At 63.9% G+C, this 12,674-nt stretch carries 13 protein-coding genes; 7 read left to right on the forward strand and 6 right to left on the reverse strand.

Annotation, left to right across the window (positions count from 1 at the left end):
* From tusC to CKW35_RS07810, 5 genes are all read left to right on the forward strand, one after another.
* A complete protein-coding gene (gene tusC, locus CKW35_RS07790) occupies positions 1-360 on the forward strand; it encodes a sulfurtransferase complex subunit TusC (protein ID WP_060517055.1) in 360 nt (119 codons plus the stop codon).
* Positions 360-656 (forward strand): sulfurtransferase complex subunit TusB, encoded by a 297-nt coding sequence (tusB, locus tag CKW35_RS07795; RefSeq protein ID WP_095115610.1) that lies wholly within the window; start codon positions 360-362, stop codon positions 654-656. Before tusC ends, tusB begins: the two co-directional genes overlap by 1 nt.
* Positions 653-988, forward strand: a complete 336-nt coding sequence (locus tag CKW35_RS07800) for a TusE/DsrC/DsvC family sulfur relay protein (protein WP_016488112.1) — start codon at positions 653-655, stop codon at positions 986-988. The genes tusB and CKW35_RS07800 overlap by 4 nt, the downstream gene beginning before the upstream one ends.
* 11 nt (positions 989-999) lie before the next feature.
* Positions 1,000-2,001: a glycosyl transferase family protein gene (locus CKW35_RS07805; protein ID WP_095115714.1), complete on the forward strand. Its 1,002-nt coding sequence runs from the start codon at positions 1,000-1,002 to the stop codon at positions 1,999-2,001.
* 94 nt (positions 2,002-2,095) lie between these two features.
* A complete protein-coding gene (locus tag CKW35_RS07810; protein ID WP_095115612.1) occupies positions 2,096-3,055 on the forward strand; it encodes a glutathione S-transferase family protein in 960 nt (319 codons plus the stop codon).
* 130 nt (positions 3,056-3,185) lie between these two features.
* On the opposite strand, the gene cysG is transcribed toward CKW35_RS07810, so the two are convergent.
* From cysG to CKW35_RS07840, 6 genes are all read right to left on the reverse strand, one after another.
* Positions 3,186-4,577, reverse strand: coding sequence for a siroheme synthase CysG (gene cysG / locus CKW35_RS07815; protein WP_016488115.1), 1,392 nt, complete (start codon positions 4,575-4,577; stop codon positions 3,186-3,188).
* Positions 4,578-5,858: a serine--tRNA ligase gene (serS, locus tag CKW35_RS07820; RefSeq protein ID WP_016488116.1), complete on the reverse strand. Its 1,281-nt coding sequence runs from the start codon at positions 5,856-5,858 to the stop codon at positions 4,578-4,580.
* A gap of 30 nt (positions 5,859-5,888) precedes the next feature.
* A complete protein-coding gene (crcB, locus tag CKW35_RS07825) occupies positions 5,889-6,263 on the reverse strand; it encodes a fluoride efflux transporter CrcB (protein ID WP_016488117.1) in 375 nt (124 codons plus the stop codon).
* A complete protein-coding gene (locus CKW35_RS07830; RefSeq protein ID WP_016488118.1) occupies positions 6,260-7,585 on the reverse strand; it encodes a replication-associated recombination protein A in 1,326 nt (441 codons plus the stop codon). The genes crcB and CKW35_RS07830 overlap by 4 nt, the downstream gene beginning before the upstream one ends.
* A 12-nt stretch (positions 7,586-7,597) precedes the next feature.
* Positions 7,598-8,221 (reverse strand): outer membrane lipoprotein chaperone LolA, encoded by a 624-nt coding sequence (gene lolA, locus CKW35_RS07835; protein ID WP_016488119.1) that lies wholly within the window; start codon positions 8,219-8,221, stop codon positions 7,598-7,600.
* 62 nt (positions 8,222-8,283) lie between these two features.
* The gene (locus CKW35_RS07840; protein ID WP_371262282.1) at positions 8,284-10,830 is read right to left on the reverse strand and encodes a DNA translocase FtsK; all 2,547 of its coding nucleotides are present in this window, start codon (positions 10,828-10,830) and stop codon (positions 8,284-8,286) included.
* Positions 10,831-11,213: 383 nt separating this feature from the next.
* On the opposite strand from CKW35_RS07840, the gene aat reads away from it, so the two are divergent.
* Complete coding sequence (gene aat, locus CKW35_RS07845) at positions 11,214-11,894, forward strand: leucyl/phenylalanyl-tRNA--protein transferase (protein ID WP_095115614.1); 681 nt, start codon at positions 11,214-11,216, stop codon at positions 11,892-11,894.
* 56 nt (positions 11,895-11,950) lie between these two features.
* Positions 11,951-12,658 carry an arginyltransferase gene (locus CKW35_RS07850; protein WP_016488122.1) on the forward strand — a complete coding sequence of 236 codons (708 nt, stop codon included), beginning with the start codon at positions 11,951-11,953 and terminating at the stop codon, positions 12,656-12,658.
* Positions 12,659-12,674: the final 16 nt, after the last annotated feature.

The following is a 12,674-nucleotide window of genomic DNA, read 5'->3' on the forward strand; positions in this document are numbered from 1 at the left end:
ATGGCCAAATCCTTGTTGATCATCAGCCGTCAGGCCCCGTGGAACGGCCCATCAGCCCGCGAAGCACTGGACATTGCCCTGGCCGGCGGCGCGTTCGACCTGCCGCTGGGCATGCTGTTCCTGGACGACGGCGTGTTCCAGCTCGCCCCGGCGCAGCAACCTACCGCTGTGCAACAGAAGAACCTGGCCGCCAACCTGCAGGCACTGCCAATGTTCGGTGTCGAAGAACTGTTTGCCTGCAGCCACAGCCTCAACCGCCGCGGCCTGGCAGCCGATGCCCTGGCACTGCCGGTGCAAGTGCTCGACGACGCGGCACTGGCCGCGCTGATCGCCCGTTTCGACCAGGTGGTAACGCTCTGATGACAACCCTGCATGTAATTGCCCACTCCCCGTTTGGCGACGAGCGCTTGGCCAGCTGCCTGCGCCTGCTCGGCACCGACGACGCGTTGCTGCTGTGCGGCGATGCGGTGTATGCCCTGCGCAGCGGCAGCGAGCCGCATCGCCAACTGCAAGCTGCCAGCCTGGCCCGGCGCCTGTTCGCCCTGGATGAGGATGTGCAAGCTCGCGCGGTCGGCAACGACTTGGCCAAAGCCGTGGACTACGCCGGGTTCGTCGAACTGTCGCTGCATTACGACAAGGTCAACAGCTGGCTATGAGTACGCTCAACGTTGGCGATCAAGCGATCGCCCTGGACAAGGACGGCTTTCTGGTCGACCTGCAAGACTGGTCCCGCGCCGCCGCCGAGGCTTTGGCCGAGCGCGAGGGTATCCCGTTGACGGCGGACCATTGGGAAATCCTCGAACTGCTGCGCCAGTTCTACCAGGAATACCAGCTGTCCCCGGCCACGCGCCCACTGATCAAGTACACGGCCCTGAAGCTGGGCCCGGAAAAGGGCAACAGCCCTCACCTGAACCGCCTGTTCAATGGCACCCCCGCCAAACTTGCCGCCAAGCTGGCGGGCCTGCCCAAGCCGACCAACTGCATATGACCCAGCCCCTCTTGAAAGAAGTTCGCCCGCTCACGCTTGAAACCCCTGCCGAGCACCCGTTCGCCGAATTCGTGCGCATTCTCGGCAAAGGCAAGCGCGGCGCGCGCGGCCTGACCCGTGAAGAGGCCCGCGCGGCCATGACCCTGCTGCTGGAAGGCAAGGTCGAGGACACCCAGCTGGGCGCCTTCCTCATGCTGCTGCGCCACAAGGAAGAAAGCGCCGAAGAGCTGGCCGGCTTCACCGAGGCCCTGCGCGCCCACCTGCAGGCGCCGAGCATTGCGGTGGACCTGGACTGGCCCACTTACGCCGGCAAGAAGCGCCACCTGCCCTGGTACCTGCTGGCGGCCAAGTGCCTGGCCGGCAATGGCGTGCGCATCCTGATGCACGGCGGTGGCGCGCATACCGCCGGGCGGATGTATACAGAGCAACTGCTCGACCTGTTGCAGATCCCGCTGTGCCGCGACTGGGCTGCTGTGGGCAATACACTGGACCAGCATCACCTGGCGTTTTTCCCGCTGCACGACTGGGCGCCGCAGTTGCAGCGCATGATCGACCTGCGCAACACCTTGGGCCTGCGCTCGCCCATCCACTCACTGGCCCGGGTGCTCAACCCGCTGGGCGCACGCTGTGGCCTGCAAAGCATCTTCCACCCGGGTTACCAGGCCGTGCACCGTGAGGCCAGCCGCCTGCTGGGCGACCATGCCGTGGTGATCAAGGGCGATGGCGGTGAGATCGAAGTCAACCCCGATGTCATCAGCCACCTCTACGGGACGACGGCGGGCGAAGCATGGGACGAAGAATGGCCAGCGCTGAGCGAGCGCCGCCATGTCAAACCGGCCAGCCTGCAGGCCGAGCACTTGCTGGCGTTCTGGCGCGGTGAAGTGGAAGACAGTTATGGCGAAAAAGCCCTGATCGCGACCATGGCCCTGGCCCTGCGTGGCCTGGGGCAAGACCGCGAGCAGGCGTTCGCGACAGCGCAAGGCTATTGGGATACGCGCAATAGATCGATTTAGCCGATAATAGCACCCCGATCTTTGCGCTATTTGTTCGAACGATTTGGCCTAGACTGGGCTCCAACGACAAACAACTTTGTTTCAGGAGCTCACCATGGGCCTTTTGATCGACGGCCGCTGGCACGACCAGTGGTATGAAAACGGCAAGGACGGCACGTTCAAACGCGAAAACGCCCAGCGCCGCAATCAGCTGCCCGCCCCCGAGGCCGGCCGTTACCACCTGTACGTCTCGCTGGCCTGCCCATGGGCCCACCGCACCCTGATCTTGCGCGCCCTCAAAGGCCTTGAGCCATTGATCGATGTGTCGGTGGTCAGCTGGCTGATGCAAGACCATGGCTGGACCTTTGACCAGCAGCAAGGCTCCAGCGGTGACCACCTCGATGGCCTGCAGTACCTGCACCAGCGCTATACCCAGGATGACCCACACTACACCGGCCGCGTGACTGTGCCGGTACTGTGGGACAAGAAAGAGAAACGCATCGTCAACAATGAATCGTCGGAGATCATCCGCATCTTCAACAGCGCGTTCAACGAATTGACCGGCAATACCCTGGACCTCTACCCCGAGGCACTGCGCCCGACCATCGAAGCACTGAACGAGCGCATCTACCCAGCGGTGAACAACGGCGTATACCGCGCAGGCTTTGCCACCACGCAGGACGCCTACGAGGCTGCGTTCGACGACGTGTTCAACGAGCTGGATTCTCTGGAGGACGTGCTGAGCCGCAACCGTTACCTGGCCGGTGAGTACCTGACCGAGGCCGATGTACGCCTGTTTACCACGCTGGTGCGCTTCGACGCGGTGTACCACGGGCACTTCAAGTGCAACCTGCGCCGCCTCAGCGACTACCACAACCTGTCAAACTGGCTGCGTGAGCTGTACCAGTGGCCAGGGGTGGCGGGCACGGTGGATATGGAGCATATCCAGAAGCACTATTACATGAGCCACAAGACCATCAACCCGACCGGGATCGTGCCTAAAGGGCCTTTGCAGGACTTTGGCTTGCCGCATGATCGGGAGAAGTTGGTAGGGAAAGGGATCTGGCAGGCTTGAGATAGCCGGGGCTGCTTTGCAGCCCATTCGCAGCACAAGGCTGCACCTACAGGAATCACGTCGGGCTTCACGCGATCCCTGTGGGAGCAGCCTTGTGCTGCGAATGGGCCGCAAAGCGGCCCCAACAATGTCAGCTGTTTTGCGAACCTTCGAACCAGGCCAGCTTGTCACGCAACTGCACCACTTCCCCCACAATCACCAGGGTCGGCGCATGCACTTCATGCCGGGCCACCAAGTCTGGCAAGTCCGCCAAGGTACCGGTAAACACTCGCTGGTTACGCGTAGTCCCCTGCTGCACCAACGCCGCCGGGGTACTTGCCGCCCGCCCATGGCGAATCAGCTCGGCGCAGATGGTCGGCAAACCAACCAATCCCATGTAGAACACAAGGGTCTGGGACGGCGCCACCAGGTCATTCCACGGCAGGTTGCTGGTGCCATCCTTCAGGTGCCCGGTGACGAAGCGCACCGACTGGGCGTAGTCGCGGTGAGTCAGCGGAATCCCGCCATACGCGGAGCAGCCACTGGCCGCGGTAATGCCCGGCACCACCTGGAACGGAATGCCATGCTCGGCAAGCTCTTCGATCTCTTCGCCACCCCGACCGAAGATGAACGGATCACCACCCTTCAGGCGCAACACGCGCTTGCCCTGCTGGGCCAGGTCGACCAGCAGGCGGTTGATCTGGTCCTGGGGCACGGAGTGGTCAGCACGGCGCTTGCCCACGTAGATCCGCTCGGCATCACGCCGGCACATCTCGATAATGGCAGGCGCCACCAGGCGGTCGTACAGCACCACGTCGGCCTGCTGCATCAGGCGCAAAGCGCGGAAGGTGAGCAGGTCCGGATCACCCGGGCCCGCCCCTACCAGGTACACCTCACCGCCCTGCTGCAGTGGCGCGCCTTCTACCATCGCCTGCAACAAGCGCTCGGCTTCAGCGCCCTGCCCGGCCAGCTGGCGCTCGGCAATCGGCCCCTGGAACACCGTCTCCCAGAAGCCGCGACGCTGGTTGACGTCCGGGTACAAGGCTTTCACCTTGTGCCGGAAACGCGCAGCCAGCCCGGCCAGCTCACCATAGGCTGCGGGGATCCACGCCTCCAGCTTGGCGCGAATCAGACGCGCCAGGACCGGGGCGTCACCGCCACTGGATACCGCAATCACCAGCGGTGAGCGGTCGACGATCGCCGGGAAGATCACCGTGCACAGGGCCGGCGCATCCACCACGTTGACCGGCAGGCTGAGGGCCTGGGCATCGGCCGACACCTGAGCGTTCAGCCCAGGGTCGTCGGTAGCCGCGATCACCAGCCGGCAACCGACCAGGTCGGCTGCCTGATAGCCACGCACCAGCACCTCACCGCCACCTTCGCGGGCCAACGCGGCCAACTGGCCGTCGACGTCCGGCGCTACCACGCGCAGCACGCTACCGGCATCCGCCAGCAGGCGCGCCTTGCGCAAGGCGATCTCCCCACCGCCGACGACCAGCACGCGGCCGCCCTGCAGCTTGTGGAACAGTGGCAGGTAATCCATTTAGCGGATGACCTCGACGCCGCCCATGTACGGCTTGAGCACGTCCGGTACACGGATGGAACCGTCGGCCTGCTGGTAGTTTTCCAGCACGGCAACCAGGGTACGGCCTACGGCCAGGCCGGAGCCGTTGAGGGTGTGCACCAGCTCTGGCTTGCCGGTTTCCGGGTTGCGCCAGCGGGCCTGCATGCGGCGCGCCTGGAAGTCGCCACAGTTGGAGCACGAGCTGATTTCGCGGTACTTGTCCTGGCTCGGCACCCACACTTCCAGGTCGTAGGTTTTCACTGCACCAAAGCCCATGTCACCGGTGCACAAGGCCAGCACGCGGTACGGCAGCTCCAGCAGCTGCAGCACGCGCTCGGCGTTGGCGGTCAGGCCTTCCAGGGCTTCCATCGACTTGGCCGGCTCTACCACCTGCACCATCTCGACTTTGTCGAACTGGTGCTGACGGATCATGCCGCGGGTGTCACGGCCGGAAGCACCGGCTTCACTGCGGAAGCACGGGGTGTGGGCAACCAGTTTCAGCGGCAGCTGCTTGGCGTCGAGGATTTCACCGGCAACCAGGTTGGTCAGGGACACTTCAGCAGTCGGGATCAGGTAGAAGTCAGCTTCACCTTCGCGGGTGATCTTGAACAGGTCTTCCTCGAATTTTGGCAGCTGGCCAGTGCCCTGCAAGGCAGGCGCCTGCACCAGATACGGGGTGTAGTGCTCCTCGTAGCCGTGCTCGCCGGTGTGCAGGTTGATCATGAACTGCGCCAGGGCGCGGTGCAGGCGGGCGATCGGGCCGCGCAGTACAGCAAAACGGGCACCAGACAGCTTGGCTGCGGCCTCGAAGTCCAGGCCCCCGCTGACTTCGCCGAGGGCGACGTGGTCCTTGATTTCGAAGTCAAAGGCGGTCGGCGTACCCCAACGGCGCACTTCGACGTTGTCGTCTTCGCTGGCACCGACCGGTACGCTGGCATCCGGCAGGTTGGGGATGGTCAGCAGGATACCGTCCAGTTCGGCCTGAATGCCGTCCAGCTCGGTCTTGCCGGCAGCCAGTTCGTTGGCCATGCGCTCGACGTCGGCCATCAGTGGCGCGATGTCTTCGCCCTTGGCCTTGGCCTGGCCGATGGACTTGGAACGGGCGTTACGCTCGGCCTGCAATTGCTCGGTGCGGGTCTGCACCGCCTTGCGGCGCTCTTCCAGTGATTCGATGCGCGCGACATCCAGGCTGAAGCCACGGGAGGCCAGGCGTTGCGCCACTTCCTGAAGTTGGCCGCGTAACAGTTTGGAATCGAGCATATCGTTCTCTCGTTATAGGTAGGTGTTGGTTCAGAATCGGGTCAGGGACAGGCCGGCCCAGGTTGCGAGCAGCCCGCCCACCACGCTGATACTGGTATAGCCCAAGGCAAGGGGCACTTGCCCGCTTTCCATCAGGCGCACGGTATCGAGCGAGAAAGAGGAAAAGGTCGTCAGGCCACCGAGGAAGCCGACAATCAGGCCGGCGCGTAATTCGACCGGCGCCAGCGGCTTGTGCAAGAACAAGCCATAGAGCAAGCCGATCAGCAGGCAGCCAACCAGGTTGACCGCCAGCGTACCGGCATAAAAGTGCCGTGGCCAGTGGGCCGCTACCCAGTTGGCGGTAGCGAAGCGCAACAGGGTGCCGGCAACACCGCCCGCGCTGACCGCGGCAATGAGTGCAATCACGGTTTTCTCCGCTGGCGGGGGCTGTTACGGTCCAGGTCGGCCAGGTGGCGCAGCTTCTCGCCAATCTTCAGCTCCAGGCCACGGGGCACCGGCTGGTAGTACTGGCGCGGCTCCAGCGCATCGGGGAAGTAATCCTCACCGGCGGCGTAGGCATCAGGTTCATCGTGGGCATAGCGATACTCGTCGCCATAACCCAGTTGCTTCATCAGCTTGGTCGGGGCGTTGCGCAGGTGCAACGGCACCTCCAGCGAGCCATGCTCGGCCGCTTCACGCAGGGCAGTCTTGAAGCCCATGTATACCGCGTTGCTTTTCGGCGCACAGGCCAGGTACGTGATGGCCTGTGCCACCGCCAGTTCGCCCTCGGGGCTGCCCAGGCGCTCCTGCACGTCCCAGGCTGCCAGGCACAGGCTGAGCGCGCGCGGGTCGGCGTTGCCGATGTCCTCGCTGGCCATGCGCACCACACGGCGGGCTATGTACAGCGGGTCGCAGCCGCCGTCGAGCATGCGGGCAAACCAGTACAGGGCGCCATCGGGGTTGGAGCCGCGCACCGACTTGTGCAGCGCGGAAATCTGGTCGTAGAACGCCTCGCCGCCCTTGTCGAAGCGGCGGCGGCTGTCACCCAGCAGGCTCTGCAGCATCTCGACGTCGATCTCGCTGCCGTCTTCCGCCAGGTCCGAGGCGTTCTCGAGGAAGTTGAGCATGCGCCGGCCATCCCCGTCGGCAGCGGCCATGAGCATCTTGAAGGCCTCGTCGCCCACCTGCAGGTTGCGCTTGCCCAGGCCACGCTCTTCGGTCAGCGCACGGTTGACCAGCTTGCGCAGGGCCGCCTCGTCCAGGCTCTTGAGCACATACACCCGCGCCCGCGACAACAGCGCGTTGTTCAGCTCGAACGACGGGTTTTCGGTGGTAGCGCCGATGAACAGCAGGGTGCCGTCTTCGACGTAGGGCAAAAAGGCGTCCTGCTGCGACTTGTTGAAGCGGTGCACCTCGTCAACGAACAGGATGGTGCGCCGGCCATACTGCCCAGCCTGCTGCTTGGCCACCTCGACCGCCTGGCGAATCTCTTTCACCCCGGCCAGCACCGCCGACACGGTTTCGAAGTGCGCATCGCAGAACTGCGCCAGCAGCCGCGCCAGAGTGGTCTTGCCCACCCCAGGCGGCCCCCAGAAGATCATCGAGTGCAGCGCCCCCTGCTCCAGCGCCTCACGCAGCGGTTTGCCGCGCGCCAGCAGGTGCTCCTGGCCCACGTACTCGTCCAGGTTGGACGGGCGCAGGCGAGCAGCCAGGGGCTGGGCGACGGGTTCGCTTCGAAACAGGTCCATGACGAGCTCCGCTTACTCCTTGATCACGTCCGCACCTTTGGGGATGTCGAACTTGAACCTGCTGTCCGGCACCGCCTGGTTGGCCTTGACGCCATTGAACAGGATGTTGGTGCGTTGGCCGACGCTGTCGACCAACTGCATGTCATTGATCAGGCCTTTGCGGAACGACACGCGCAGCGAGTCGAACAGGGTGTCCTTGGTCTTCGGCTTGAGGGTGAAGTCCATGACTTCGCCCTGCTCCTTGGAGGTGATATCGAAGCTCTGGCTGATCTTCGACACGTCACCGGACAGCAGCAGTGCCGGGGTCTGGTTTAGGCGCACGTCGAGCTTCTTGATGGTGGCCTGTTCCAGGTCCGGGTCCCACAGGGTAACCATCTTGCCATCAGACACCACCACCTGCTCCTGCGGCGCATCGGTGTGCCAGTAGAACAGGCCCGGGCGCTTGACTGTCATCTGGCCAGCGGTTTCCTGCAGGCTGGCGCCGTCGGCACCCAAGGTCAATTGAGAGAAATTGGCCTCGATGGTCTGCGACTTTTCCAGCAGCTGGGTCAGGCGTTGTACATCTTGCTCACCGGCAAAAGCCGAAACGCTGCCCAGAGCAAGGGCAGAAACCAACAGCATGCGAATCGCGCGCATGGTAATCCTCATTGAGCATTGAAAAGACCGGGCGCCACCGTTGGCGCCCGGCAAGGTGTTCATCAGTCGCGCGGGCCGCCCGGGGCAATCACTTCCCGCGAGCCGTTGCTGTTCATCGGGGTGACCACGCCAGCCATTTCCATGGCTTCGATCATGCGGGCGGCGCGGTTGTAGCCGATCTTCAGCTTGCGCTGCACGGCCGAGATCGACGCACGGCGGCTTTCCAGCACGAACTGCACGGCCTCATCATACAGGGCGTCGCTTTCCGAATCTTCGCCATCCCCACCGCCACCGCCGCCTTCGAAGCCGCTGCCGGCCTCTTCCACGCCGTTGAGGATGTCGTCGTTGTAGTCCGGCGCGCCGCGCAGCTTCCACGCTTCCACCACGCGGTGCACTTCGTCGTCGGAGACGAACGCACCGTGCACCCGGATCGGCAGGCTGGTACCCGGCGGCATGTACAGCATGTCACCGTGGCCCAGCAGCTGCTCGGCACCACCTTGGTCGATGATGGTGCGCGAGTCGATCTTGCTCGATACCTGGAACGCCATGCGGGTCGGGATGTTGGCCTTGATCAGGCCGGTGATCACGTCCACCGACGGGCGCTGGGTGGCAAGAATCAGGTGGATACCGGCCGCCCGCGCCTTCTGGGCGATACGGGCGATCAGCTCTTCGACCTTCTTGCCGACGATCATCATCATGTCGGCGAATTCGTCGACCACCACCACGATGGTCGGCAGAGTTTTCAGCGCAGGCGGCTCGTCGTCCATGCTCTCGCGGCGGTACAGCGGGTCATGGATGATCTCGCCGGCCTCCTGAGCATCCTTGATCTTGCGGTTGAAGCCGCCAAGGTTACGCACGCCCATGGCCGCCATCAGCTTGTAGCGGCGCTCCATCTCGGCCACGCTCCAGCGCAGGGCGTTGGCAGCATCCTTCATGTCGGTGACCACTGGGCACAGCAAATGCGGGATGCCTTCGTAGATCGACAGTTCGAGCATTTTCGGGTCGATCATGATCAACCGCGCGTCTTCCGGGCCGGATTTGAACAGGATCGACAGGATCATCGCGTTCACACCCACCGACTTACCGGAGCCGGTGGTACCGGCCACCAGCAGGTGTGGCATCTTGGCCAGGTCGGTGATCACCGGCTTGCCGCCGATGTCGTGGCCCAGGGCCAGGGTGACCGGGGACTTCTGCTCCTCGAACTGCGGCGTGGCCAGCACTTCGGAGAACCGCACCATCTGCCGGTTTTCGTTGGGGATCTCGATACCCACGGTGGTCTTGCCAGGGATGACCTCGACCACCCGCACGCTGGTCACGGCCAGCGAGCGCGCCAGGTCCTTGGCCAGGTTGGCGATACGGCTGACCTTCACGCCAGCGGCCGGCTGGATTTCGTAACGGGTAATCACCGGGCCTGGGTGGATCGAGTCCACCGAGACTTCAACGCCGAATTCCTTGAGTTTGATTTCCAGCAACTGGCCGACACTGGCCAGGGACTCTGGCGAGTACTCGATCTTTTTCTGCTCGGCCGGGTCGAGGATGGAAATCGACGGCAGGGTGCCTTCGACGGCGCTGTCGACGAACAGCGGCGCCTGCTTCTCCTTCATCACCCGCTTGATCGGCTCCGGCGCCCTGGCCGCTGCCGGAGGCACGATCGTCGGGGCTGCAGGCTGCTCGCGGGGCAGCACGGTTTCACGCGGTACAACCGGCTCGCGCGGCACAACGGGCTCACGGGCCAAGGTCGGTTCGCGTGGCGCGGCAGGTTGAGCAGGCGCTTCTTCGCGCTTGAAAAGACGCTCGCGCAACGCCGGCTTGGCAGGCTCGCGCTTGTCGGCGGCCATCGGCGGCGCCTTGAACACCGGCTCGTCCTCACGCAGCTGGGCCTCCAGGCGTTTACGCTCATTACGCGCTTCCCACCAGCGGTTGGCGGCACCCTGCACCAACTCGAACAGGTCAAGGGTGATCTTGCCGGTCAGGTCCATCACCTTGAACCACGACAAATCGGTGAACACGGTCAGGCCGAACAGGAACAGGGCTATGAACATCAGCGTGCTGCCCTGCACGTTCAGCAGGTTGCGCGCCAGCTCGCCCAGGCTTTCGCCCAGCGCGCCGCCCGCGGAAAACGGCATGCTCGCCGGCGGATGGAAGTGGATATGTGCCAGCGCTGCGCCGGATAGCACCAGGAACACCAGGCCGATCAGCCGCCAGGAGAACAGCCAGCCGCTCCAGTCCCAGGGCTGATGGCGCTCACGGAAGATCTGCCAGGTCTTGACCCCCAGCAACAGCGGGAAGATGTAGGCAAAGTAACCCAGCACCATGAACAGGATGTCGGCGAAGTAGGCGCCGGCGCGCCCGGCGGCGTTCTGCACCTGCTCGACGTTGCTGGTGTGGCTGAAGCCCGGGTCGGAAGTGTCGTAGGTCAGCAGCGCCATCCACAGGTACAGGCACAAGGCGCCGATCGCGATCAACGCACCTTCCTTGAGGCGATAATGCAGCTGCTGCCGCCACAGGGGCACAGGCAAAGGAGCTGGGGTTGCGGTGGATTTCTTCAAAACGCGTCTATTCCTGCGCGTGGTGCGCGTCCAATAGTGATCGGCCGGCTGTGCGGCCAATGAACCACTACTTTTAACATTACTGCCCGCCAGCCGCCATGGCGGCACGCCGCATGGGGGTTTGCCCGGGGGCGACTTTCACATGGCTGCAATTTGAGCATGCATTTTCTTTTGTGACAAAGGCTTATGCTGTGTTTTTGCACAGGTGTGACCGCAAATATAGCGGATGGTGCCTGCGGCTTGATAAATGTGCAGGAAATTGCCTGATTTCCTGGCCTGTGCCGGCCTCTTCGCGGGCTCGCCCGCTCCCACAGGCCTGCGCAAGCCTGAAGACCGTGGGGTTTCTGTGGGAGCGGGCGTGCCCGCGAAGCAGCCAAAGAGATTGACCCTGCTTTTCACCCGCGCCATGCTGCCCTCTCCCCTCCCCCACCGCACGATAGACCATGCTCACCTGGCTGACCCGCGACTCGCTGACCTTCCCACCCCTGGAAAAGGCCCTGCACGACCCCAACGGCCTGTTGGCCGCTGGCGGCGACCTGAGCCCCGAGCGCCTGGTGCAGGCCTACCGCCATGGCTGCTTCCCGTGGTACCAGGACGGCCAGCCGATCCTGTGGTGGTCACCCGATCCGCGCACGGTGCTGCTGCCCGACCAACTGCACGTTTCCCGCTCGCTGGCCAAGCTGATACGCCAAGGCCGCTACCAGGTCAGCTTCGACACCGACTTTACCGCCGTCATCGCTGCCTGCGCCGCACCACGCGACTACGCCGACGGCACCTGGATCACCGACACCATGCGCAACGCCTACTGCGAACTGTACCGCCGTGGCATCGCGCATTCGGTGGAGGTACGCCAGGACGGCGAGCTGGTCGGCGGCCTGTACGGCCTGGCCATGGGCCAGCTGTTCTTCGGCGAATCGATGTTCAGCCGCGCCGACAACGCCTCCAAGGTTGGCTTCGTGACCCTGGTCAACCACCTGCGCGAAGCCGGCTTCGTGCTGATCGACTGCCAGATGCCCACCAACCACCTGCACAGCCTGGGCGCCCATGCCATCAGCCGCGCCGAGTTCGCCGGCTACCTGGCACGCCACCTCGACCAGCCCAACAGCGCAACGTGGGTTGCCTAGGCGAGTTGCCATAGCTGGCTTACACTTAAAACAAAGTCTCACCGAAGGGGTTGATCATGACAGAGTTGGCGCGGTTGAAGTTTTATGCCACTCAGCCCCACTCCTGCAGCTACCTGCCTGACGAGCAGGCGACCACACTGTTCCTCGACCCCAGCCAGCCGATGGACGTAAAGGTGTACGCCGACCTGTCGGAAATGGGCTTTCGGCGCAGTGGCGACCACCTGTACCGCCCCCACTGCCAGAACTGCAACGCCTGCGTGCCGGCGCGCATCCCGGCGGCGCGCTTTATTCCCAACCGCCAGCAACGGCGCATTCTCAAGCGCAATGCCGACCTGACCGTGAGCGCGGCGCGCCCCACGTTCAAGGAGGAGTACTTCGAGCTGTACCGGCGCTATATCGAAACGCGCCACGCCGACGGTGACATGTACCCGCCCAGCCGTGATCAGTTTTCCACCTTTCTGGTACGCGACCTGCCGTTCTGCTGGTTCTACGAGTTCCGCCTGGAAGGCCGGTTGATGGCGGTGGCCGTGTGCGACCTGCTGCCCAACGGCCTGTCGGCGGTGTACACCTTCTACGAGCCGGACGAGGAGCGACGCAGCCTTGGCCGCTTCGCCATCCTCTGGCAGATCACCGAAGCCGTGCGCCAGGACCTGGAGGCGGTTTACCTGGGCTACTGGATCAAGAACTGCAAGAAAATGAACTACAAGACGCAGTATCGGCCTATCGAGCTGCTGATAAACCAGCGCTGGGTCACCCTTAACTGAAAGCATTGGCTTGACA

Source organism: Pseudomonas sp. Irchel 3F3 (assembly GCF_900187545.1).
In the GTDB taxonomy this organism is placed as follows: Bacteria; Pseudomonadota; Gammaproteobacteria; order Pseudomonadales; family Pseudomonadaceae; genus Aquipseudomonas; species Aquipseudomonas fortuita.

Bases quoted from the DNA above. Each gene is read 5' to 3' on its own strand.
- tusC (WP_060517055.1), top strand. From the start codon at position 1: ATGGCCAAATCCTTGTTGATCATCAGCCGTCAGGCCCCGTGGAACGGC.
- tusB (WP_095115610.1), top strand. From the start codon at position 360: ATGACAACCCTGCATGTAATTGCCCACTCCCCGTTTGGCGACGAGCGC.
- CKW35_RS07800 (WP_016488112.1), top strand. From the start codon at position 653: ATGAGTACGCTCAACGTTGGCGATCAAGCGATCGCCCTGGACAAGGAC.
- CKW35_RS07810 (WP_095115612.1), top strand. From the start codon at position 2,096: ATGGGCCTTTTGATCGACGGCCGCTGGCACGACCAGTGGTATGAAAAC.
- cysG (WP_016488115.1), bottom strand. From the start codon at position 4,577: ATGGATTACCTGCCACTGTTCCACAAGCTGCAGGGCGGCCGCGTGCTG.
- serS (WP_016488116.1), bottom strand. From the start codon at position 5,858: ATGCTCGATTCCAAACTGTTACGCGGCCAACTTCAGGAAGTGGCGCAA.
- CKW35_RS07830 (WP_016488118.1), bottom strand. From the start codon at position 7,585: ATGGACCTGTTTCGAAGCGAACCCGTCGCCCAGCCCCTGGCTGCTCGC.
- lolA (WP_016488119.1), bottom strand. From the start codon at position 8,221: ATGCGCGCGATTCGCATGCTGTTGGTTTCTGCCCTTGCTCTGGGCAGC.
- aat (WP_095115614.1), top strand. From the start codon at position 11,214: ATGCTCACCTGGCTGACCCGCGACTCGCTGACCTTCCCACCCCTGGAA.
- CKW35_RS07850 (WP_016488122.1), top strand. From the start codon at position 11,951: ATGACAGAGTTGGCGCGGTTGAAGTTTTATGCCACTCAGCCCCACTCC.